The following is a 23,972-nucleotide window of genomic DNA, read 5'->3' as shown; positions in this document are numbered from 1 at the left end:
TATCTCTATTATATTATATCTTAAAACAATTCAAAATAATAGGTTGCTTATCTAAAATCTTAATTACAATATTTTTGATTTTCTTTTTTCATAACTATAAATACTTAAAAAGAGCCATGCATTTCTGCAAGGCTCCTTATTATTACTTTGTACAAATAGTTTAATAGGTATAAAGTACCTACTAATATTATATATTATATTTACTAAAATTAATAGTAATATCCATGTTCTACACTTAAAAAACTTCACATCTAAATTAATTATTCTTTTAAAGATATAAAATAACGAGAAGTAAAATCAACTTCTCGTTATAAATATTATCTATTTCCCAAATAATCTTTGGATATCATTCCATGTTACTGCTAACATTAAAGCAACCATTAACAATCCAAACGCCACAGTTAAGTAATATTGGGCTTTTTTATTAATTGGCTTTTTGAAGATTGCTTCATAAATTACGAATATGATACGTCCACCATCAAGAACTGGAATAGGAATTAGGTTCATAAGACCTAAGTTAACACTTAGAATTCCTGTCCATTTTAATGTTGTAATTAAACCACTCTGTGCAGCTGCAGAAGACATTTCATAAATCGCTACAGGTCCTCCAAGTTGATTTAAACTAAATCCACCAGTAAATAATGAAGCAAACAGATTAATAATTCCCATGAAAATCCCTGTTCCGTAGAATAGAGTTTGTTCAAACCCACTCTTAATTGAACCAGCTAAGTCTTTCTCATAAGCTTGGTTTATTCCTAGTTTATATGTTTTAACTTCTTTACCCTTTTCCACGGTAACTTCTTCTTTTGGTGTAACTTTAATTTCTTGTTGTGAACCATCACGAGAAACTTTTAAAGTAAGCTCAGCTCCATTAGAATTTACTATCTCATTAGTCATTTCTTTCCATGTAGTAACACTCTTACCATTCACCTGCTCAACTACATCTCCTTGTTTTAATCCAGAAGAGTAAGCTGGGTAATTAGATGCTAATTCACCTAAGCGAGTAGTATTTGATGGAACTCCACTATAAATTGAAATACCTAAGAAAATTGCTAGTGCTAAGATAAAGTTCATTAATGGTCCTGCAAATAATGTCCAGAATTTTTGCCCCCATGAGTGTGAAGAAAACATTCTTTCTATTGGTGCTATTTGCTCCTCCATTCCTCCAAAGACAACACAAGCATCTTTTCTTACTTCATAGCGTTCTATTTTATCACCAACAAAACCTTTTACAAAAAGTTTCTCAGTAAGATCAAACTTTTTAAGCTCTAGTGGAAGTAGATCCATATCATTGCTTTTATCTAAAACTATTTTTTCAACCTTATCATCTTCATCTAGTTTTAAACTAACTTTCATTCCTTTTTTTAGGTCATATACCGACATGTCATTATTAAAATCAAAAACATTATCTGGCATCTTAACATATCCTCCGACTGGAAGAAGTCTTATTGTAAAGTTAGTCTCTCCTATTTTTTTATGGAATATTTTAGGTCCCATTCCAATTGCGAATTCCTGACATAAAATCCCTGCTCTTTTCGCAGCAATAAAATGTCCAAATTCGTGAATAGTTACTACTACAAAAAATATTAATATAAATGCTATAATACCTTGCATCTAATACCCCTCTCTATATTTTAAAATAAACTTAGTAATATTATTAAACATGGTGCTGATAAAATAACAGAATCAAATCTGTCAAAAATACCACCATGCCCTGGTAATAAATTACTACTATCTTTTACTTGATATTCTCTCTTATATGCTGATTCAATTAAATCACCAAATTGACCAACGACACTAACTACCAATGTAATAGCAATCGCAACTAATAGATTAGAAAATATATTAGTTGTATAGAAAAACGATAATGCTATTACTATTGATGATAGACTACCTATTACTGAACCTTCAATGGATTTGTTAGGACTTATTTTCGGTGAAAGTTTATTCTTCCCAAACTTCATTCCACCAAAATAGGCAAAACTATCAGTAAACCAAATTGTAAGTAATAAATAAGCTACATGAGATAAGCTCAAGTTTCTTATCATAAACAAACAATAAAATCCTATGAAAATATAGGCAGTTACAAATATAATCGAACCAATTTCAACTAATTTAATTTTATGACCTGTTGCAACTACAGTCGCTAACATACCAACTAAAATTAAAAAAAATAATCCGTAAAGTTGTAACTGTGAAATTTCTTCATTTAAAAATAGTAGTGCACCTGCTAAGGAAGATAACCCCAAAACTACTATGTTTGTTTCTTTAAAAGTCATTCTTACTATTTCATACATAGCCATCACACCTAGTGCGAATGTTGTAAATTTAAAATAGTCTCCACCTAGAAATAGTAATGGTAGGAAAACAATTAATGCCACGATGGCCGTTATTACCCTAGTCTTCATTTAAACCTCCAAACCTTCTGTCTCTACTTTGATATTCTAATAATGCCTTGTAAAATTCTTCTTCAGTAAAGTCTGGCCATGCCACTTTAGTAAACAAGAATTCACTGTAAGCAATTTGCCAAAGTAAAAAGTTTGAAATTCTTTGTTCTCCTGAAGTTCTTATTAATAGGTCTGGATCTGGAGTATTAGACGTAAATAGATTTTGACTTACATGCTCTTCAGAAATTTCATCTATACTGTATTTATTATCTTGTACGTCTTTAGTAATTTGTTTAATTGCTCTTAACATCTCATCTTTAGAACCATAATTCAATGCAAAGATTAATTTTAATCCAGTATTATTTTTTGTATTCTCTATTGCATCATTTACTGCCTTCCGAGTATTTTCAGGAAGTTTTTCCACAACACCAATAACTTCAACTTTTACGTTATTTTCCATAAGTTCTGGCATAAAACTACTGAACATCTTTTCAGGAAGATCCATTAAATAACTAACTTCTTCTTTAGGTCTCGCCCAGTTTTCTGTAGAAAAGGCATATAATGTTAGATACTCTACACCTAGTTTAGATGCATATTTTGTTATTTTTTTTACAGTTTGCATCCCTTCATAGTGTCCTTTAATTCTAGGCATATTTCTCTTTTTAGCCCAACGTCCATTACCATCCATTATAATAGCAACGTGTGTCGGAATTTTTTTCAACTCTTGTTTGTCATTTTTTTCCACTAATTCATTTTTTCTAAAAAATTTAAACATAATTCCTCCTATGTAACACACTTCATTATATCATAAAAGGCTTAATGCAACAAATTTTTAATAAATTTTGCATTTCAATATATTTATAATTTTATAAGTTAACTAACTATATTAATCATTTTAACAATTATCAAATATCATAATCTTATTAATTAAAGCTGTTTATTATCCCGAAAATTAACTTTTTTCATATGAACTTTTCAATTTTTATGTTGCATTGTCAGAAAATTTATGCTAGAATATAGTCATTACCAATTAATGCGTTGATGAGTAGAATCTTACTATCTACTTTTAGAGAGTTCTCGGTTGGTGAAAGAGAATAGTCAGGAGTAAGAGAAATGGACTTTGAGCATATAGTTTTTACTACGGTTTTGCCCGTTATAGCAAAAGTTATATTTGTAACTTATTAAGGTACAATAAGTGATTATTGTATAAATAAAGGTGGTAACACGGTAAGGCGTCCTTTAGCAAAAGCTAAAGTGCGCCTTTTTATTATATGAAAGGAGAAATATATGATAAATCTTAATAATGTAAGTAAAACTTTTTATCAAAAAGGTAAAGAAATCCAAGCACTTAAACCTACTAATCTCCATGTGAAAGCTGGAGAAATATTTGGGATTATTGGTTACTCAGGCGCTGGTAAAAGCACCTTACTTAGATGTCTAAACTTATTAGAAACACCAACAGATGGTGAAGTAATAGTTGATAATCAAGTTGTTAATAAGCTTAATAGAAAAGACTTACGTACTTATAGACAAAAAATCGGAATGATTTTCCAACAATTTAACCTACTTAGTTCAAAAACTGTAGGAGAGAATATTGCATTCAATCTAAAAGCCGGTGAAGTACCGACTAAAGATATTCCAAAAAGAATTGACGAACTATTAGAACTTGTGGGGCTTTCTGATAAAAAGAATGTTTATCCAAATCAACTTTCTGGTGGACAAAAACAACGTGTCGGTATTGCTAAAGCGTTAGCTAATAATCCTAAGTTATTACTTTGTGATGAAGCAACTAGTGCTTTGGATCCTGTTACAACTAAGCAAATTCTATCTCTATTAAAAGAAATTAATCGTAAACTTGGAATTACTATTATTCTAGTTACTCATGAAATGGAAGTAATAAAACAAATTTGTGATAATGTAGCAGTTATGGAAAATGGTGAAATTATTGAATTGAATTCTGTTTATGAGATTTTCTCAAATCCAAAAACAAAATTAATGCAAGAATTTATATCTAATTTACATAACGATGAAGATTTTGAAGAGCATCTTGCTGAACATTATAATAACGAGACAGTCATAAGGGTTATTTTTAAAGGTGAAGCTACTAAAGAACCATTAATTCAGACTTTAGCAAATAGATACAATGTCTCTACTAACATACTTGCTGGTCGAATTGAATACATTCAAAATAAACAATTAGGAAGTTTAACTTTCTCAGTAATTGGCGAACCTGATAACACAGAAAAATTTGTAAATCACTTAATTGATCAAGTTAATGATGTGGAGGTGTATGTATATGGAAAATAATCTAAGTTTAGCAGAACAATGGAAAACTCTACAACCTGAATTAATCAAGTCATTTGGAGATTCATTATACATGATAAGTGTTTCTATAATTATCACTGTAATCGTTGGATTGTTTTTAGGTATTGTCTTATTTTTAACAAGTAATAGACTTCTGTTTAAAAATGTATTTATATACAAAACTGTAGATTTTCTAGTTAATACAATTCGATCTATTCCATTTATTATTCTTTTGGTATTCTTAATACCATTTACTCTGTTTTTATTAGGAAAATCAACCGGACCTACTGGAGCAATAGTACCACTTACAGTTGCTGCTATTCCTCTATTTACGAGACTAGTTGATACTTCACTAAATGAAATAGACTACGGAGTTATCGAATCGGCAGTTGCTTCTGGAGCTTCGCTAAAATTAATAGTTAAAGAAGTATTAATACCCGAGGCTATGTTCGGAATCATTCAATCAATTACACTAACACTAATCAATCTAATTGCTTTTTCTGCAATGGCTGGTGTTGTTGGTGGTGGTGGAATTGGAGACCTTGCCATCAGATATGGTTATTATCGTTTCGATAACTTTACAATGTGGATTACAGTAATTCTATTAATTATATTAGTCCAAATTACACAATATATAGGAAATACAATTTCAAAAAAATTCAAAAAAAATTAAAGGAGATTTATATTTATGAACAAACTAAAAAAAATATTAACAATTGTTTTTACAGCATTTTTAGCTATCACATTAGCTGCTTGTGGAGCTACAAGCTCAAACAATAACAGCAGTGGAGAGAAAAAAGAAGTAAAAATTGGTGCAACATCTGGTCCTTATGCTGATATGGTTAACAAGGCACTTAAACCACTTCTTGAGAAAAAAGGATACACAGTTAAAGTTACTGAATTCTCAGACTACATCCAACCTAACAAAGCATTAAATAGCGGTGAATTAGATGCAAACTTATTCCAACACAAAATTTACATGAAAAAATTCGCTGAACAAAATGGAATGGACTTAACAGCCCTTGCGCCTGTTCCAACTGCACCAATGGGATTATATTCTGATAAAGTTAAAGATCTTAAAGATTTACCAGAAGGAGCCGAAGTAACTCTTCCAAATGACCCTTCAAACGCTGCTCGTGCTTATGCATTATTAGCTGCTGCTGATTTAATCAAAATCAAACCTGATACTGATGTACTAAAAATCACTAAAAATGATGTAGTAGAAAATCCTAAAAAACTTAAATTTACAGAATTAGAAGCTGGTCAGCTTGCTAGATCATTAAGCAGTACTACTCTAGCAGCAGTTCCTGGTAACTTTGCTCTTGCAGCTAAATTTGATTTAACAAAAGCATTAATTTTAGAAAAAATGAACGAAAACAACCGTAATAATGTTGTCGTAACTACAGCAAATAAAGATAAACAATTTGCTAAAGATTTAGTAGAAATCGTTCAATCTAAAGAATTTGATGAAATCATTAACAAAGATTTCAAAGGATTTGACAAACCTGGAAAATAATCAATAAGGAAGTGATTAATTATGAAAATTGAATTATCAAATACAATTAAAAATATTCCCGAAAATGTATTCTATCCTATTTTCAAATTAATCTCTGAGGAAAGTTCAAGTGGTAAGCCATTATTAAATGCGGGTATCGGAGTTCCAGACTCTGATACCCCTGAACTTTTACTTAAGGAATTAGAAATAGCTATAAGAAAACCTGAAAATATGAGATATGGAGCATTTGATGGAAAAATAACATTATTAAATGAAATTTCTCAGTGGTTAAAAGAAAAATATAATATCGATGCTAATCCTAAGGATGAAATTGCTTTAGTATTTGGTACTAAATCTGGACTATCTAGTATTCCTTCGGTACTTCTTAATCCAAATGATACTGTATTATTACCAGTACCAAGTTATCCTGACTACATTCAAGGAATTGCTTTAGCTCAAGCTAAATATGAAGAAATAGAATTAAAACAAGAAAATAATTATTTAGTTGATTACTCTGACATTCCTGAAAAATTAGTTAAAGATGCTAAACTTATATTTCTTAACTATCCTTCAAACCCTATTGGAGCTGTTGCTACAAAAGAATTTTATAAAGAAACTGTAACTTGGGCAAAAGAACACAATATAGTGGTACTTCAAGATCATGCATATTCGGACTTCTACTATAAAGACGGATATTCTCCTGCATTTATGCAAACTATTGGAGCTAAAGATGTAGGAATTGAGTTTTTCTCTTTCTCTAAAAACTTTTCAATCTCTGGTTTACGAATTGGATTTGCAGTTGGAAATAAAGAAATTATACGTGGACTTAAAGAGTATAATACAATATTCCATGCTAATATTTACGGGGCAATTCAAGATACAGTAGTAACTGCATTAAAAAATCATAACCTTTTAACAGAACATATAAAAGAAACTTATTCAAAAAGAATAGATAAAATAACTTCTAAACTTGATGAACTAGGATATTCATATTTTAAACCAGATGGTGGTATTTTTATATGGTTAAAAGTTAAAGACGGATATGATAGCCAAAGTTTCTTTGAATTATTATTAAAGAAATATAGAATTGTTACTATGCCTGGTCATGTATTTGGTTACGGTGGCGAAAATTATATTAGACTAAGTTTAAGTCTATCAGATGAACAAATTGACATTTTAATAGAGAAATTAGAATCACTAAACAATGATTTAAATAATAGATAATTTTATTAAAATCTTTATTAGATATTCATAAAAATTCGACTAATCTATTGATTAGCCGAATTTTTAATGTTAATATATTACTTTACATAAATAAATTATTTCGAAAGGATGATTAAATGAACAAAAATACAAGATGGATTGTCTTATTCGCCTCAATGGCTATTTTACTATGTGCAGGATCACTATATTCTTTTAGTGTTTTTGCAAAACCTTTAAGTGTATCGAAAGGATGGAGTATGCCCGATGTAATGTTAGCATTTACTATTAACGCTGCTATCGCTCCTATTCCTACTATTCTTGGAGGAGTTATAACTGATAAAGGAAAAGCAAATATTTCTATTATTTTAGGGGGAATATTATTTGCTGTTGGATTCATACTTACTGGATTTGCAACTACGAAAGGAATGTTATATTTTAGCTATGGTGTATTATCTGGGGTTGGACAAGCATTTGCTTATTCTGGAATTATAAGTAATGTACTTAGATTCTTTCCAGATAAAAGAGGATTAGCTGCTGGTTTAATAACGGGAGCAATGGGTGGTGCTAGTGTTATCGCTGCTCCAATAGCTCATAATCTAATCGCTAATTATGGAGTTCATAATGCGTTTATCTACTTAGGTAGTGCATACTTAGTAATTATTATAATAGCTCTATTCTACATAAAAGTTGCTCCTGCAAATTATCAACCTGAAGGTTGGATTCAACCAGTTGCAGAAATTAAACAAGAGGCTGCTAATAAAAATTGGAAACAAATGTTAATGAGTTTATCATTTTACTTTATTATTTCAATGTTTGCTATAGGCGCATTTTCCGGACTTATGGTAGCATCAAATGCATCTGTAATAAGTCAAACTATGTTTGGTTTAACTGCTTCAGTTGCTGCAACTTTTGTTAGTGTTTACGCTCTTTCAAATACCTTTGGACGTGTTGTATGGGGTGTTGTTTCAGATAAAATAGGACATGAAAAGACTCTTATTGCAATCTATTCGGTAATTGCTATTTCTCTATTAACTCTAGTTAATATTAGAACTACTGTTGGTCTAACAGTCGGTCTTGTTCTCCTTGGTCTATGTTTTGGTGGAATTATGGGAGTTTTCGCTCCATTAGTAATGAAAACATTTGGTCCCATTAACCAAGGAGTTAACTACGGGATTGTCTTTATAGGATTTTCTGTAGCTGCATTTTTCGCTCCTAAATATGCTGCTGGAATAGCTGCTAAAAATAATGGAGATTTTACAGAAGCATTTTATGTAGCTATCTCGATAGTACTTGTTGGATTAGTAATAAGTATTATTTACTCAATCTTTACAAAACGTAGAATTAAATAAATAAAAAAAGAAGTCATCTCAAAAAAATGAGATGATTTCTTTTATAATTTTGGTATTTGAATTTTTTGCCCAACTGCAATATTATTATTACTGATATTATTGGCTTCTTTAATTTTTTCTACACCATTTTGAGAATTTACTTCTCCATATGCTTTTGATGCTATAGCGAATAATGAATCTCCAGCTTTAATAATATAATCTTGACCTGCTACAGGAGTTGTACTTACTACTCCTTCAGATTCACTATTTCCTGATTCATTAGTTGGTGTTTCTTTTTTAGTCGTACTTTCCTCTGTGACTTTTGAGTCATTAGCTTTAGGTATATCATTATTATTTTCTGCTTTTGTCTCTTCAGGGACTTTAGCAGTCTGTTCTGTTGTTTGAACTACCTTATCCTTTGCCTTTCCTCCAAGAGAATTTCCTAGTGCAGTAACTCCCACCAAAATAAGTGGCGCTAGTATTATAAATAATACAACTAGTACTGTATTCTTTATAGTATTTTTCTTCATCATTTCGCCCCTTGAATTATTTTACTTCTTCAAAATAATCGTGGTAGTAGCCGCCTACTTTTCCACTGTTATCTACTACAAATATATATTCTTCTGTTTCATTCACTACTTCATATTCTTTGCCCACAGTTAGCATATTACTGACAGTGAATTTTTCAGCATCTGTATGTTTAACTATAACTTTTTTCGACATTTTTATTCCTCCTTATTCTTTATTTTTTATTTTATTACAATATAACTATTTTTTCAATTGTTTTTTACTCATTAATAATGAAACTATTACAAAAGCTACTAGAGATATTGATAACGAAATCACTACTGGTTCTATAAATTTAATCACATATACAGTTTTTATAAGTATATAACTTACTAGTCCTAAAACTATAGAACTAAGTGCCCCGTACTTTTCAGCTTTTCTCCAGTACAATCCTAATAAAATTGGCCATAAGAAAGTCGCTTCTAATCCTCCAAATGCAAATAGGTTAACATTCACTATTAGACTTGGTGGTCTCATACTTAGTAGCATTATCAATAAAATTACAAGAATATTAACACCATATACAAAGACAGGAATTTTCTTACCTGTAATTTTTTCTTTAATAGATTTATTATTAAATAGTAAATCCTTTATTAATGCAGATGATATTAATAAGAATTGAGCATTTACTGTTGTTATAATTGCTGCCATTGGTGCTGCAAGAACTAGCGCTGCTAAATACCAAGGAAGTACTTTTAGCGTTATTATTGGGATAACCGAATCATAATCTTTAATATCTGGGAATACTCCTCTTGCCATAACTCCTATTAAATGAACTCCAAACATTACTATAAAGATAACAATTGATCCGACAATAATAGATTGTTTTAAGCTTCGTTTATTTTTGTATAACATTGAGTTAATAGCAATTTGCGGAATACCAATAACCCCTACTCCGACTAATACCCAAAATGAACTAACATAACTTGGTGTTAAACTACCATTTGCCCCAAATGGAGTTAGTATTTTTTCATTTATATTAACTAAGTTTGCAGTAATCTGGTCAATACCTCCACCATAATTAATTACTGCAATTAGTAAAATTATCGTAGAGAAAATCATTATTAGTCCCTGAATCATATCAGTTATTAATATATTTTTTAGTCCACCGAAAACTACACAGAATATAATAATTACTGATATAAGAACAATACCAGTCTTATACTCAATTCCCATGAAAGCCGCTAATAACTTAGCTCCTCCTACCCATTGGGCACTCATCGCAGCAATTAAAAATACAATCATAGCAAGAGTTGATATGAAGGCTACTACTTTAGATTCATATCTATTTTTTAAATAATCGCTTATAGTTATTGCATTTATTTTTTGTGCCGCAGATTTAAACTTTTTAGCTAAAACTAATAGTACGAAATAACCTGTTACCACTTGAATTACAGCAAGTAATACCCAACCATAACCAAGTTTATACGCAACACCAGGTCCTCCTAAAAACGTAGAAGCAGATCCATAAGTAGACATTAATGTTATCGCTAAGACAATACCACTTACCTTTCTATCTGCTAAATAGTACTTTTCAAAAAAACCACCATGTTGTTCTGTTTTACTAATACGATTCATAAATAATGGTAATAATATTATTCCTAAAAATATAGTTACAAAGAGAATTAAAATTCTATAATCTAAATTACTTGTCATTGTTTTCCTCCTCTTTAATCTCATCATTTAATAAAAGATTTGTTGAGACAATAACTAAGATGATTATCAGAACACTAACTACTATAGAACTATAGAAAAACCATTCTGGAAGTCCTAACACATACTTATATGATTTAACATTATTCACATCAAATTTAATGTAAGCAAAATAATACCATAGAGCAAAATGTACAATTGCTAAGCAAAGTGCAACTACTCCTTCTTTATTTTTAAATTTATTCATTTTTCTTTCCTAATACCCTCATTAATATATTATAGATTTTTTCATAATAAACTTTCATAAAATCAACTATGATACTTCCTAGTAATAATCCCGCTGTTACGTCACTAATAAAGTGTGCACCTAGAATCATTCTTGAAATTGGCACTGCAATAATTGCAAAGGTAGCAATTATAGTTAGTATTTCTTTTTTATTAATTACAAATAGTAATGCTAAGAAAAACAATGCTACAAAAGTAGAGTGACCACTAGGAAAACTAAAACCATCGTGAAGTTCTGGTAATGGTCTAACTCTTTGAATACTGTACTTAAAAGCTGATAAGAAGAATCCTCCGAAACCTGCACTAAAGAATATAAATACAGCTTTCTTAAACTCTTTTATCCAAACTAAAAATCCTGTTAATAAGATCATTATTAATAATAATAACTTATCATTAAAAACAAGTGATAATATTTTAGCTATTTGTGCTAAAGCTTTTATTTCAAGTAAATCTGCAATTATTCTATCGAAATCATTATTTGGAAATTTTATTGCTACAATCGCTAATGCTATGAAAACTAATATCTTCACATACGTAAGTACGCTTAATTTCTTCATCCTAATTTTCACCTCCTACTTTATCCAAAATCTTATTATAAAAATCATTTACGTCATTTATCACACGTTTTTCATTTTTATAAACTTGCATAGAATGTTTATAATCTTCTAAATTATTATAAAATTCATCAATTTGAGAAATAGGAAGTGTTGCGAAGTCCTCTTCTACAACCACTTTTGCAAATCCATTTTTTTCGAAGAATCTAGCATTTTCAATTTGATCTCCTCTACTTTGATTAGTTCCAAGTGGAACAAGAATCGGAGGTAATTCTAAAGCTAAAAATTCATATATTGAATTTGCACCTGCTCTTGAAATAACAAAATCTGTAATTTTTAGTACATCAAACAATTCTTTTGAAAGAAATTCAAATTGTTTATACTCTTCTTTATCTATATTGTTATTTAATAACCCTTTTCCAACTAAATGAACGATTTGATATTTTTCAGTAAGTTGATCAATATTATCCCAAATATAATCGTTTAAAATTTTTGATCCTAAAGATCCACCCATGACTAATAATACAGGTTTATCTTCATTAAACCCTGTTAATTCATAAGCTTTTTGTCTATCCCCTGTATAAATATCGTCTCTTACAATAGCACCAATTAAACTAGCCTTGTTTTTCGGTAAAAACCTCTGCGTATCTTCAAAAGTTGTAAAGATATGATTGCAGAACTTAATATTAATTTTATTAGCAAGTCCTGGTGTAAGATCTGATTCATGTAAGACTACTGGAATTCTTAATAACTTAGCTGCCACACAAACTGGAACACTAACAAATCCACCTTTTGAAAAAACAAAATTTGGTTTCTCTTTTTTTAATATTAATAAAGAATCTACAATTCCTTTCATTACTTTGAATGGATCTATAAAATTTTCCCAAGAAAAATATCTTCTTAATTTACCTGAACTTATTTTGTAATATTTTACTTCTGGAATCTTTCCTATCATCTCATTTTCTATACCGGTTTTGCTCCCAATATAAGAAATCTCATATCCATTTTTCTTGAATTCTGGAATCAAAGCCACATTTACAGATACATGGCCTGCCGAACCGCCTCCAGTAAATAGGATTTTTTTCACCTTTATCCTCTCTCTTTCATCTTTTTTTCCAAACGCTCTTCTACATTTTTAGGAACAAACTTAGATAAATCTGCACCAAAACCTGAAACACCTTTAACAATACTAGAACTAATAAATGAATATTGTTTATTAGCCATCATATAAAATGTCTCAATTCCTTCATCCAAAGCTTTGTTCATGAATGTTAATTGCATCTCATATTCAAAGTCAGATACGGCTCTTAGACCTCTAACTATGACACTTGAACCAACCTTTTTTGCATAGTTTACTAATAATCCTGAGAATGCATCCACTCTAACATTTGGAATATCTTTTATTGTTTCTTTAATCATCTCCACTCTTTCATCAAGTGAAAATAAATATTTCTTATCAGGATTTACCAAGATAGCTACTATAATCTCATCAAATAACTCAGAACTTCGTTTTATAATATCTATATGTCCATAAGTAATAGGATCAAAACTACCTGGTACAATCGCTATTTTTCGTTTCATTTTTATTTCTCCATATATTCAAAGATTACTATATCTGTTATTCCATACTGTTTTTCTTTTATAACTTCAAGTTTTTCATCAGTAATAGTGATTTCTTCTGTATTGCTCTTTTCACAAATTACTAGCGCTTCATCATTACATAGATTATTCTCTAAAATACACTGTAATGCCTCATCTATTAAACCTTTATCGTACGGTGGATCTAGAAAAATAATATCGAATTTCTCTTCTTTTTTTCCGAAAATTTTCAATGCTCGTTTGAAATCATTTCTATATAAAGAATAATCTGTAGCATCTATTCTACATTTTTCAATATTACTTTTAATGACTTTTATTGCATTATTACTTCCATCAATAAAAGTTGAATGCTTAGCACCACGACTTAACGCTTCTATTCCTAAGCCACCTGTACCACCAAAAAGGTCTAATACTTTACAATCATAGCAATCTATCATATTGAATAAATTTTCTTTAATTTTATCCGTTGTCGGTCTTGTATTCATTCCTTCAACAGCATTTAATTTTATAGATCTGTATTTTCCTGCTATAACTCTCATGTTTCCTCGCAATAAATATCTAATATACTCTATTTAATATTGATATCTTTAAAATAAGGGAGAATATAGCTTTCGCTTCCCCCTTATTTTAATATTTTTATTTTGTTTGAAAATCTTTGTCTAAATGCTCAAAACTTAAATGTAAATCTGACATTCCTGATAATTCGATTTTCTTAACGAATTTCTTTTTCTTAAGATCTGCAACAATACTTTCTATTCTATTTTCATCAACATAGATGCATGCATATCTTCCTCTTTTAGAATAAGAAATAAAGTTCCCATATTTTTCTAATTTATTTAAGTCTTTAAAACTTTTAAAATAGACATATATTCCACGTCTTTCTTTTTCAAATAACTCCATAAATTTCTCCTAGAAATGAGCTGCTGCGTCTACTCGACCTTTCTCATCAATTTTAATTACTTTAACTTTCAGAGTATCTCCAACTTTTACAACATCTTCAACTTTATTTACTCTTTCTTCAGCTAGCTTAGAAATGTGAACTAGAGCATCAACACCTGGGAATAATTCAACGAAAGCACCGAATTTTTCAATACGTTTAACTTCAGCTAGGTAGATTTCACCAACTTCTGCTTCACGAGTAATATTTTCAATAATTTCAATTGCTTTATTAATTCCTTCAATTTCAGGTGAAGAAATAAATACATCACCATTTTGTTCGATATCAATTTTAACACCAGTTTTTTCAATGATTTCATTGATAACTTTACCACCTGAACCAATAACATCTTTGATTTTTTCAGGTTTAATTTTAATGATTTTAATTTTCGGTGCAAATGTAGAAACTTCTTGGCGTGGTTCAGCGATAATGCTATTCATGTGATCTAGAATTTGTAATCTACCTACACGTGCTTGTTCTAATGATTCTTTTAAGATTTGCTCACTTAAACCATCAATTTTGATATCCATTTGAAGCGCAGTAATACCTTCAGCAGTACCAGCTACTTTAAAGTCCATATCTCCAAGGTGGTCTTCCATACCTTGAATATCAGTTAAAATAGTGTAGTGTTCATCTTTCTTAACTAATCCCATTGCAATACCAGCTACCTGAGATTTAATCGGAACCCCTGCTGCCATAAGAGCCATAGATCCAGAACAGATTGTAGCTTGAGAACTTGAACCGTTAGATTCTAAGATTTCTGATACGATTCGAATCGTATATGGGAAATCTTCTTTAGAAGGGATAACTTGAGCTAATGCACGTTCCCCTAAAGCACCGTGACCAATTTCACGACGTCCTGGAGCACGACTAAATCCTACTTCTCCAACTGAGAATGCTGGGAAGTTATAGTGTAACATAAATCTCTTGTTTTCTTCTTGAGTTAGGTCATCAATGATTTGTTCATCTGATAGGTTACCTAATGTTACAACACCTAGAGATTGAGTTTGACCACGAGTGAATAATGCAGAACCGTGTGTTCTAGGTAATACATCCACTCTAGAGGCTAAAGGTCTAATTTCTGTTAATGCACGTCCATCTGGTCTAACTTTATCTTCAGTTATTTCACGACGAACCTCATCTTTTACAATTTTATCTAATGATAATTTAGCTTCTTTAACGATATCTAACTCATCTTCAGCTGTTGCGCGTTCTTCGAATACTTCAAGAACTTTTTCTTTAACAGCAGAGATTGCTTCGTCACGTTCTTGTTTATCTTTGATAGCAATTGCTTCTTTCATTTGAGATAATGCCATTGATAGTACTTCATTATAAATAGTCTCATCAATAACTTTTAACTCGACAGCCATTTTTTCTTGTCCGATTTCGTTAACGATTTGTTGTTGGAATTCGATTAAACGTTTGATTTCTTCATGTCCAAACATTATAGCATTTAACATAATCTCTTCAGATACTTCTTTAGCCCCTGCTTCAACCATGTTAATAGCATCACTTGTTCCAGCTACTTTTAAATCAACTGTAGAACGTTCCATTTGTTCAACTGTTGGATTAATTACATATTCTCCATCTACATATCCAACTGTTACTCCAGCGATAGGTCCTTTAAATGGAATATTTGATACTGATAGTGAAAGTGAACTTCCTAGCATTGCTGCCATTACTGGGTCACAATCATACTCTACTGATAATACAGTTGAAATAACTTGTACTTCATTTCTAAATCCATCTTCAAATAATGGTCTAATCGGTCTATCAATTAAACGTGCAGCAAGTGTAGCCTCTGTTCCTGGACGACCTTCTCTACGTAAGAATCCTCCTGGGATTTTCCCTACTGCATACATTTTTTCTTCATAGTTAACTGTTAACGGGAAGAAATCAACATCTTTTGCTTCTTTTGAAGCAACAGCTGTCGTTAGTACAACAGTATCTCCGTATTTTACTACTACTGCTGCGTTAGCTTGGCGAGCCATTTCACCTAGTTCAACTGTTAATGTTTTTCCAGCCCATTGTGTTGTATAAACTTTTTTATCTTGAAACATGTTTATTTCCTTTCAATATTTTCTTAAACTTTATATAAATCGACTACCTTATTATATCACGAATGCTAGTATTTACAAAGAAAAAAAACGAAAACATAGTAGAAATAACTTTGATTTCTCTATATTTTCGCTTATTGATTTCTAAACTAATTGTAATTGATATAGTTTATATAAAACTAATATTATTAACAACATAATAACAAATAATATAATATATATTTTTTGTTTATTTGACATAATTATAATTGACCTTGAATTTCTTTTTCTAGAATATTTCTAGTGTGTTCACATACACGAGTAAAGTGTTGGATTAAATCCATAAACACTACTCCCGCTGGAATTTCACAAACTCCATCTTTCATACGTTGAGTATGTTGTTTACGTGCATTTTTTTCAAGTGCATAGATATTTTCACAAGCTGCTAACGCTGCACCTGCTAACGCTATGTTGTTTTCTTCTAGTGATTTTATAGTTTTTAAAATTACATCATTACAAAGATCATACATTTCTTGAACTTCTGCTTTTGCAGTATCAGAAAACTTCATTTTTTTCCTAATTTGATAATCTACTGATAACACTATATCTCTAGCGTGGTCTCCAATTCTTTCAACATCACGAGTTCCATCTAATAATGTCGAAGCAATTAAACCTTCTTTTGGACTTAATTTTTCTCTAAATAATAGAGTTAAGTAATCAGTCATTTGTTCATCAAAATTGTTAATTGCATCTTCATAAGTTTCACCTTTTTCTCGTAACTGTTCATCACGATTCATAAAGTACTCTACTGAGTTACGTAAACTTTTTTTAGATAAAATTAACATTTCAACAAATTCTTTTTGCACTTGTCCTAATGCAACCGCTGGTGCACTTGTTACTAGTGACTTATCAAGATATTGTGTACTGTATTTGATTTGCTCATCTTCACCTGGTATAAGTTTCGTTACAATAACCACCAATAGATTAATGAATGGAAATTGTAATATTGTATTTAAAATATTAAATGTACCATGTGCTGATGCAATAGTCATTTTTGGTTCTAAACCTAATGTTGTTTCTAAATATTGAATAAACGCACCATAAGGTACTAACGCTATTAAACAGATAATAGTACCAATAACGTTAAATAATACGTGAGATGCTGCTACACGTTTTGCAGCAATATTACTTCCAACCATAGCTAATGCAGCTGTCGTAATCGCTGTCCCAATATTATCTCCAAATAACACTGGTAATGCACCAGTTAAGCTTAAAGCTCCGTCCGCATACAGATTTTGTAAAATTGCAATAGTTGCTGCTGAAGATTGAATTAATACAGTTAAAAATGTACCAACTCCTACCCCTACTACTGCACTATCATTAATATGCGTTAATACATTTTGGAACCAAGTCATATCTCTCATAGGCCCCATTGCTGTAGACATCATTTTTAGAGCGTAAAAGATTCCCCCGAATCCAAAAATTACACGACCGATATTATTTACAACTTTAGCACGAGTAAAGAATAAAAACGCTGCTCCTAAGAATAATAAAGGTAGCGCATATTTAGATATATTAAATCCGATGATAAATGATGTTAATGTTGTTCCGATATTAGAACCCATAACAATAGCAATTGCTTGTTTCGTTTTTAATAATCCAGCTCCTACTAAACTTATAGTAATTACGATTGTTCCTGTACTTGACTGAATAAGTATCGTAACTATAATTCCGGCTAAGACAGCCATAAGTGGTTTAGATGTATATTTATCTAAAACATATCGCATTTTCTCCCCGGCTATTAATTGAAGTCCGTCCCCCATGTACTTAATACTGAATAGGAATAAACCAAGACCTCCTAAAAAAGAAAATAAAATTTCTTGCCAAAGTGCTGACACTTTTTTGTCCTCCTAGTATATGTTGCGTGTATCATATAACACACAAGTAAATTTTACCATATAAATTTTAAAAGTACAACCAAAATCTGAAACAAGAAATATTAAAATATTATTACAAATATTTACTTTAATTACTTTATACTTTAGCTATAAAACACTAATATTTTAACAAAATAAAAAAGGCATCTACATAAAGTAAATACCTCTTTTTATTATGCTTATTAAGCTTGTGGATAAACAGAAACTTTTTTACGGCTACGTCCGTATCTTTCGAAACGTACAACTCCGTCTACTAGTGAGAATAGTGTATCATCTCCACCTTTTCCTACGTTAGTTCCTGGCCAAATTTTTGTTCCACGTTGTCTGTATAAGATAGAACCTGCAGTTACGTACTGACCATCAGCTCTTTTAGCACCTAAACGTTTTGATTCAGAGTCACGTCCGTTTTTAGTAGAACCTACCCCTTTTTTAGATGCGAAGAATTGTAAATTTAATTGTAACATCATGTCTATTTCACCTCTCTTACTTCAATAGTTATATAATCTGAATAATTTTCTTCAATTGTTTTTAATGCAACTAACATTGCATTTAGTAGAAGTTGCTCTTTATCTGTAGATTTTAACGATCTATATGTTAAATGTCCAGTTACATCTTCATTAGCCGAAATGTCAAATTGAACATCTTCATCTAGTTCATCTACTGCATTTATTAAACCGAATATGACAGCAGAAACACCTGCACAAACTATATCCGAACCATGTTCAGCATAATCAGCATGTCCATCAACTGTTACTTGTTTAATAACTTCAACTTCTTTTACGATTTCCACCTTAATCATGATTAAGCGTTAATTTTTTCAACTACTAATTTAGTGAAAGGTTGACGATGACCTAATTTACGGTGATTGTTCTTTTTAGGTTTGTATTTAAATACTGTGATTTTTTTACCTTTACCTTGAGCAACTACTTTAGCTGTTACTGTCGCACCAGCTACTAAAGGAGCACCAACTTTTGTAGTTTCTCCACCTACTAATACTACTTCGTCAAAAGTAACTGTAGAATCTACTTCAGCTGCTAACTTCTCAACTAAGATTGTTTGTCCTTCTTCAACACGTAGTTGTTTTCCACCTGTTTTAATTACTGCGTACATATCTGCACCTCCTTAAATATTTTTTACTAAGACTCGCCATATAAGGTGGATTTCTCACTTGTTTACCTTATACGTGCGGTTGTAGTAGCTATTTAGGAGCTACACAACAATATAATTCTAACATATATATATCCTAACGTCAACTATATTGATAACTTTTATTACTTTTTTTCAAAAAAAGATCAGTAAACAATATTTCTAATGTTTACTGATTTATTCAACTATTTACGTTTTTTCTTGTTAGAAACTAATGTTACTTTCTCTGGATCAAACGTTTGTTTCTTTTGTTTTTCTGGTTTATACGGTGGATATAAAGCATGTCCTAAGTAAGTTTGGAATATCATGAATAATCCCCCTACGATATAGTACACGGCTACCGCTCCAGCTACCCAGAATGAGAATCCTGTAATCATTATTGGTGATAGCCATTGCATCATCTTCATTTGACTTTGCATTTGCTCTTGACCTGGCTGAGTTGGTGTTGGCATTAAACTCATTTGTATTTTTGTTTGGATAGCATAAACTACAAACGCGATTATTGGTAATGTATATGAACGTGTTCCAAGGTTAAACACTCCTAAAAATGTTGAATCAATAATTCCTGCTGAATACAGAGGATTAGATAAAGTATAGAACAATCCAGTTAAGAATGGTAGAGGAATAAGCATTGGTAAACACCCACCTAAACTTAATGGCATTGCGTCATATTTCTTAAGAATAGCCATTTGCTCTCTTTGTAATTCCATAAGTTCGCTACGTGCTTGCATTTTTTCTTCATTAGAAATAGCTCTTGCTTCTTTTTCTTTGGCAGCTTGTTGTTTCTTCTGAAGTACTTCTAATTCTGGACGAGCTAATTCTTGTCCTTTTCTTGATTTATTTTGTACTTTGTAGTTATTTAACATGAACGGTAAAACTAATAATCTGATTACTAAAGTAATAATTACTATTGACCATCCCCAGCTTCCTGTATACTCATGTATTTTGCTCAGTGATAAATCCATTGGTTTTACGAAAATGTCGTAAAATGTTCCAGATCTGTCATCTTGAGAACATCCAGATAATGTTACTACACCAAGCAAACCTAATAAAATTGCTGATAGTTTTTTCAATTTCATTCTCCTTAATTTTTATTTCTTCTTGTAGTTTTAGTAAGTTCTTACTAACTAATATACCTAGTAAATTATATCAAATATAAAAGAGGTAGTCAAACTATTGTTTGACTAAACTTCATTAAATTTAACAAAGTTATAAAAAATATAATTTTAACGTTCAAAGTTAATTGACAGTTGATGGAGTTAGTTATATAATATTAGTAAGAAAGGAATGATTATTATTAAAGATATACAATATATAACAGATATCGAGAAACTAAAGGTTATTTCTGATCCTTTAAGAATAAGTATTCTTACAACACTCGGTACAGAAAAGAAAAATTCAAAAGAACTTGCTAAACTATTAAAAATTAATAGAACTAAAATACACTATCATCTTAATATTCTAGAGGAAAATAGTTTTATCGAAGTAGTTGATACAGATACAATAAATGGTATAATTCAAAAATACTATCTACCGACTGCACAGGCATTTGTACCTTCACCTAGTATCTTTAACGACTTATTTAACAATACTTCAGTTAATTTCAATATAAATAAAGAAGACATGAAAGATTTCTGGAATGAAGTTAAAAAACTAGAAAAGAAATTCTCCTCAGAAAATAAAAATAGTGTTAGTATTAGTATTATTTCTACAGCTCGCTAGGAGCTGTTAAATAATATTTTAACTGTCAAAATTTTTTTATCGTTAAAATTTTTATAAAGGATGTGGAGTCTATGTTTAAAAATAAAAACTTTTCAATTTTACTATTCGGTAGATTAATCACTAATTTCGGTGATAGCATATATTCAATAGCTACTTTAACATTAATTTACACATTAACTAAATCTACTTTTTATAGTGGTATTACTTTATTTCTAATTTCATTTACAGCTATATTACAAATATTTGTATCACCATTAATCAGTAAATTTAATATAAAGAGGTTTTTAATTATTTCACAGTTATTTCAAGCTATAATATTACTAGTTATTACTTATCTAATCTATGTAAATAAGCTACAGATTACTACACTAATAATTTTTATCGTTTGTATTAGTTTCATTAATCAAATTGTTTATCCTGTTCAACTTGCCTTACTTCCAAAAATAGTTAAACAAGAAGATTTAGTAAAAGCAAATTCACTATTTTCTATAGCTTATCAAGGTAGTGATGCACTCTTTAATTCAATAGGTGGATTTATTATAACAGTTTTCGGTACAATATATGCTTTCATTATTAATAGTATTACTTTTTTTGTCAACAGCTTTATATTCATCTTCCTATCAAATAATTTATCTAAAAATACTAATACTGTAGAAGAAAACTACTTTTCTAAACTAAGTAGCGGTATAAAAATATGGAATACTCCTCTATTAAAACCATTATTAATAGGAATCATAATAATTAATTTTTCTACCAGTTCGCTACTAACGCTACTTCCTGAGTATTCGGAAACTAGTTATTATTATGGAATTTTACTAAGTGCATCTGGACTTGGTATCCTAATAGGAGCCTTTCTTTCTAACAGTCAGACACTAAAAAATATAAGGTTAAGTACTCTATACACTACATTTACACTAGGTATAGCCCTATCTTGGTGCGCACTTAGCATACTTAACAATAATTCTATTATAAACAAAATTATCAATTTTTCATTATTTCTTTTTGGCTGGATATTAATTGGGATTTTAAACACATATTCTCAAACAATGATTCAATGCATCATAAGTAAAGATAAATTAGATGTCGCTATGTCCACTATGATTGGTTTATCTATAGCATTTAGCCCTCTAGGAGCTTTATTAGCAGGAGTATTAAGTATAAAATACAGTATTAAAACTATTATAATTATTACTTCTTTATTAATTTTTAGTATTTTTCTATTTTGGTTATTCAATAAAAATATTCGGAATTTACCTAGTTTTTCAAAATTACTAGAAATAAGAGATTAAAATATCATAATTCCTACTTAAAAATATACTTTACTATTATAAATATAATCTACATGTTAATTTAAAATATTGTTTTATACAAAAAATAGCCAGTAACTTATTAATATAAGTTACTGGCTATTTAATTATTTTCTATTTTTTATCTTCTTTTGGTAAGAATGCATTTAATAATACACCACTGATAGCTGCAAGAGCCATTGCTGGAAGTTCGAAGTTAATGCTTTCAAATTTTAGCATTGCTCCACCAACACCTAAAACGATGATTACTGATGAAATTACTAAGTTTCTATTGATACTTAGGTCTACTTTTTCATCTACTAACATTCTTAGTCCACTTGATGCGATTATACCGAATAGTAAGATCGATACACCACCCATAACTGGTGATGGAATCGTAGAGATTAGAGCTGAGAACTTACCTACAAAACTTAAGATAAGTGCGAATACAGCTGCTCCTCCTAATACGAATACAGAGAAGATACGTGTAATAGCAAGAACCCCAATATTTTCACCATATGTTGTACTTGGTGGTCCACCTAAAAGTGATGCAAACATCATCGCTGTTCCATCAGCTAAAATCGAACGGTGTAGTCCTGGATCTTTTAAGAAGTTTCTTCCTACTACTTCAGATAATACCATTTGGTGACCAATGTGTTCGTTAATAGTTACTATAGCAATAGGTACCATTGCTAATGCTGCAACATTCCACTCTGGTGCATATGTTACAAATGGAATAGTAAACTTCGGTAAGCTAAACCAAGGAGCATCGATAACTGGTTTGAAATCTACCAGTCCTGCAAATACAGCTACTATATATCCAAACACAATTCCTAATAATACTGGAATTTGTTTCGCAAATCCTCTTAAAGCAACACAACAAAAGATTGTTGCTGCTAATGTGATAAGAGCTACTAAGAAGTATTTTAAGTCATAAACTTTAGCTCCGTCTACTGTTTTATACATCGCCATATTGATTGCTGTAGGAGCAATTCCAAGTCCAATTACAATGATAATTGGTCCAACTACAACTGGTGGTAAAAGTTTAAGTAACCAATTTACACCAAATTTGTAAATTAACATTGCTACAACACCATAAACTAAGCTGGCTAAAAATGCACCAAGCATTGCTGTTTCAACACTGTGAGTAGTTGAAAGCACAATAATTGGATTAATGAAGGCAAATGAAGATCCTAAATACGCAGGAATTTTACCTCTAGTTATTAATAAATACGTAAGTGTTCCAATACCTGATGTCGTTAAAGCAGTACTTGCTGGCAATCCTGTTAAAATTGGTACTAACACCGTCGCTCCAAACATTGCGAATAAGTGTTGTAAGCTTAACGTTACCCATAGAGCTAAGTTAGGCTTTTCATGAACATCTAGAATTGGTTTTACTCTTGTTTTTTCTGCCATTCTTCTTCTCCTTTTTTTATATTCAAACTTTCATAATTATATCACATGAATAGTCAATTTGAAAGTGTTTTTTTCTATTTTTTTTTAATTTATTTTAAAGTGAATTTTAAATTAACT

26 protein-coding genes and 2 other annotated features are annotated in these 23,972 nt (G+C 30.4%); of the genes, 7 read left to right on the top strand and 19 right to left on the bottom strand.

Features of this window, described 5'->3' with window-relative positions:
• Positions 1–321: 321 nt before the first annotated feature.
• The 3 genes from rseP to uppS are packed head-to-tail and all read right to left on the bottom strand — an operon-like array spanning position 322 to position 3,162.
• Positions 322–1,614 (bottom strand): RIP metalloprotease RseP, encoded by a 1,293-nt coding sequence (rseP, locus tag GEMHA0001_RS06500; protein WP_003145269.1) that lies wholly within the window; start codon positions 1,612–1,614, stop codon positions 322–324.
• Between the two features lie 20 nt (positions 1,615–1,634).
• A complete protein-coding gene (locus tag GEMHA0001_RS06495; RefSeq protein WP_003144991.1) occupies positions 1,635–2,408 on the bottom strand; it encodes a phosphatidate cytidylyltransferase in 774 nt (257 codons plus the stop codon).
• Complete coding sequence (gene uppS, locus GEMHA0001_RS06490; RefSeq protein WP_003145590.1) at positions 2,398–3,162, bottom strand: undecaprenyl pyrophosphate synthase; 765 nt, start codon at positions 3,160–3,162, stop codon at positions 2,398–2,400. Before uppS ends, GEMHA0001_RS06495 begins: the two co-directional genes overlap by 11 nt.
• Positions 3,163–3,416: 254 nt before the next feature.
• Positions 3,417–3,630 (top strand) — a binding site (T-box leader).
• Between the two features lie 44 nt (positions 3,631–3,674).
• On the opposite strand from uppS, the gene GEMHA0001_RS06485 reads away from it, so the two are divergent.
• The 5 genes from GEMHA0001_RS06485 (at position 3,675) to GEMHA0001_RS06465 (ending at position 8,738) form a co-directional block, all read left to right on the top strand.
• Positions 3,675–4,694 (top strand): methionine ABC transporter ATP-binding protein, encoded by a 1,020-nt coding sequence (locus tag GEMHA0001_RS06485; RefSeq protein ID WP_003145714.1) that lies wholly within the window; start codon positions 3,675–3,677, stop codon positions 4,692–4,694.
• Complete coding sequence (locus GEMHA0001_RS06480) at positions 4,684–5,364, top strand: methionine ABC transporter permease (protein WP_003145653.1); 681 nt, start codon at positions 4,684–4,686, stop codon at positions 5,362–5,364. The genes GEMHA0001_RS06485 and GEMHA0001_RS06480 overlap by 11 nt, the downstream gene beginning before the upstream one ends.
• Positions 5,365–5,379: 15 nt before the next feature.
• Complete coding sequence (locus GEMHA0001_RS06475; RefSeq protein WP_003145517.1) at positions 5,380–6,207, top strand: MetQ/NlpA family ABC transporter substrate-binding protein; 828 nt, start codon at positions 5,380–5,382, stop codon at positions 6,205–6,207.
• Positions 6,208–6,228: 21 nt separating this feature from the next.
• On the top strand, positions 6,229–7,410 hold the full coding sequence (locus GEMHA0001_RS06470; protein WP_003145165.1) for an aminotransferase class I/II-fold pyridoxal phosphate-dependent enzyme: 1,182 nt from the start codon (positions 6,229–6,231) through the stop codon (positions 7,408–7,410).
• Positions 7,411–7,526: 116 nt separating this feature from the next.
• Positions 7,527–8,738: an L-lactate MFS transporter gene (locus GEMHA0001_RS06465; RefSeq protein ID WP_003145487.1), complete on the top strand. Its 1,212-nt coding sequence runs from the start codon at positions 7,527–7,529 to the stop codon at positions 8,736–8,738.
• A 41-nt stretch (positions 8,739–8,779) separates the two neighbouring features.
• On the opposite strand, the gene GEMHA0001_RS06460 is transcribed toward GEMHA0001_RS06465, so the two are convergent.
• The 15 genes from GEMHA0001_RS06460 to GEMHA0001_RS06395 all read right to left on the bottom strand — a co-directional run bounded on the left by GEMHA0001_RS06460 (position 8,780) and on the right by GEMHA0001_RS06395 (position 20,510).
• On the bottom strand, positions 8,780–9,247 hold the full coding sequence (locus GEMHA0001_RS06460) for a LysM peptidoglycan-binding domain-containing protein (RefSeq protein WP_003145406.1): 468 nt from the start codon (positions 9,245–9,247) through the stop codon (positions 8,780–8,782).
• Positions 9,248–9,263: 16 nt separating this feature from the next.
• The gene (locus tag GEMHA0001_RS09090) at positions 9,264–9,440 is read right to left on the bottom strand and encodes a DUF6501 family protein (RefSeq protein ID WP_003145576.1); all 177 of its coding nucleotides are present in this window, start codon (positions 9,438–9,440) and stop codon (positions 9,264–9,266) included.
• 45 nt (positions 9,441–9,485) lie between these two features.
• Positions 9,486–10,940, bottom strand: a complete 1,455-nt coding sequence (gene panF / locus GEMHA0001_RS06455) for a sodium/pantothenate symporter (protein WP_003145649.1) — start codon at positions 10,938–10,940, stop codon at positions 9,486–9,488.
• On the bottom strand, positions 10,930–11,184 hold the full coding sequence (locus GEMHA0001_RS06450; RefSeq protein WP_003145515.1) for a YhdT family protein: 255 nt from the start codon (positions 11,182–11,184) through the stop codon (positions 10,930–10,932). The genes panF and GEMHA0001_RS06450 overlap by 11 nt, the downstream gene beginning before the upstream one ends.
• On the bottom strand, positions 11,177–11,779 hold the full coding sequence (locus tag GEMHA0001_RS06445) for a phosphatase PAP2 family protein (protein WP_003145382.1): 603 nt from the start codon (positions 11,777–11,779) through the stop codon (positions 11,177–11,179). Before GEMHA0001_RS06445 ends, GEMHA0001_RS06450 begins: the two co-directional genes overlap by 8 nt.
• A gap of 1 nt (position 11,780) precedes the next feature.
• Positions 11,781–12,863, bottom strand: a complete 1,083-nt coding sequence (locus GEMHA0001_RS06440) for an undecaprenyldiphospho-muramoylpentapeptide beta-N-acetylglucosaminyltransferase (RefSeq protein WP_003145304.1) — start codon at positions 12,861–12,863, stop codon at positions 11,781–11,783.
• 2 nt (positions 12,864–12,865) lie between these two features.
• The gene (coaD, locus tag GEMHA0001_RS06435) at positions 12,866–13,357 is read right to left on the bottom strand and encodes a pantetheine-phosphate adenylyltransferase (RefSeq protein WP_003144971.1); all 492 of its coding nucleotides are present in this window, start codon (positions 13,355–13,357) and stop codon (positions 12,866–12,868) included.
• A 2-nt stretch (positions 13,358–13,359) separates the two neighbouring features.
• Positions 13,360–13,914, bottom strand: a complete 555-nt coding sequence (gene rsmD / locus GEMHA0001_RS06430; RefSeq protein WP_003144905.1) for a 16S rRNA (guanine(966)-N(2))-methyltransferase RsmD — start codon at positions 13,912–13,914, stop codon at positions 13,360–13,362.
• 97 nt (positions 13,915–14,011) lie between these two features.
• Positions 14,012–14,275: a DUF2129 domain-containing protein gene (locus GEMHA0001_RS06425; RefSeq protein WP_003144958.1), complete on the bottom strand. Its 264-nt coding sequence runs from the start codon at positions 14,273–14,275 to the stop codon at positions 14,012–14,014.
• 9 nt (positions 14,276–14,284) lie between these two features.
• A complete protein-coding gene (gene pnp, locus GEMHA0001_RS06420) occupies positions 14,285–16,372 on the bottom strand; it encodes a polyribonucleotide nucleotidyltransferase (RefSeq protein WP_003145313.1) in 2,088 nt (695 codons plus the stop codon).
• Positions 16,373–16,611: 239 nt separating this feature from the next.
• Positions 16,612–18,246 (bottom strand): Na/Pi cotransporter family protein, encoded by a 1,635-nt coding sequence (locus tag GEMHA0001_RS06415; protein ID WP_003145435.1) that lies wholly within the window; start codon positions 18,244–18,246, stop codon positions 16,612–16,614.
• Positions 18,247–18,467: 221 nt separating this feature from the next.
• Positions 18,468–18,749 (bottom strand): 50S ribosomal protein L27, encoded by a 282-nt coding sequence (gene rpmA / locus GEMHA0001_RS06410; RefSeq protein WP_003145565.1) that lies wholly within the window; start codon positions 18,747–18,749, stop codon positions 18,468–18,470.
• Between the two features lie 5 nt (positions 18,750–18,754).
• Complete coding sequence (locus GEMHA0001_RS06405; RefSeq protein ID WP_003145722.1) at positions 18,755–19,084, bottom strand: ribosomal-processing cysteine protease Prp; 330 nt, start codon at positions 19,082–19,084, stop codon at positions 18,755–18,757.
• A gap of 2 nt (positions 19,085–19,086) precedes the next feature.
• Positions 19,087–19,395 carry a 50S ribosomal protein L21 gene (gene rplU / locus GEMHA0001_RS06400; protein ID WP_003144981.1) on the bottom strand — a complete coding sequence of 103 codons (309 nt, stop codon included), beginning with the start codon at positions 19,393–19,395 and terminating at the stop codon, positions 19,087–19,089.
• A 19-nt stretch (positions 19,396–19,414) separates the two neighbouring features.
• Positions 19,415–19,486: a sequence feature (ribosomal protein L21 leader region), on the bottom strand.
• Between the two features lie 130 nt (positions 19,487–19,616).
• Entirely contained in the window at positions 19,617–20,510 is an 894-nt protein-coding gene (locus GEMHA0001_RS06395) for a YidC/Oxa1 family membrane protein insertase (RefSeq protein WP_003145552.1), read from the bottom strand.
• A 208-nt stretch (positions 20,511–20,718) separates the two neighbouring features.
• On the opposite strand from GEMHA0001_RS06395, the gene GEMHA0001_RS06390 reads away from it, so the two are divergent.
• Both GEMHA0001_RS06390 and GEMHA0001_RS06385 read left to right on the top strand, forming a co-directional pair.
• Positions 20,719–21,153, top strand: a complete 435-nt coding sequence (locus GEMHA0001_RS06390) for an ArsR/SmtB family transcription factor (RefSeq protein ID WP_003145202.1) — start codon at positions 20,719–20,721, stop codon at positions 21,151–21,153.
• Positions 21,154–21,224: 71 nt separating this feature from the next.
• On the top strand, positions 21,225–22,442 hold the full coding sequence (locus GEMHA0001_RS06385; protein ID WP_040464453.1) for an MFS transporter: 1,218 nt from the start codon (positions 21,225–21,227) through the stop codon (positions 22,440–22,442).
• A gap of 132 nt (positions 22,443–22,574) precedes the next feature.
• Here GEMHA0001_RS06385 and GEMHA0001_RS06380 read toward each other — a convergent pair whose 3' ends face one another.
• Positions 22,575–23,855 (bottom strand): solute carrier family 23 protein, encoded by a 1,281-nt coding sequence (locus GEMHA0001_RS06380; RefSeq protein WP_003144928.1) that lies wholly within the window; start codon positions 23,853–23,855, stop codon positions 22,575–22,577.
• Positions 23,856–23,972: the final 117 nt, after the last annotated feature.

This window comes from Gemella haemolysans ATCC 10379 (assembly GCF_000173915.1).
Classification (GTDB): domain Bacteria; phylum Bacillota; class Bacilli; order Staphylococcales; family Gemellaceae; genus Gemella; species Gemella haemolysans.
The sequence above is the reverse complement of the archived record's forward strand: the minus strand, read 5'-3'. Positions and strand labels throughout refer to the sequence as shown.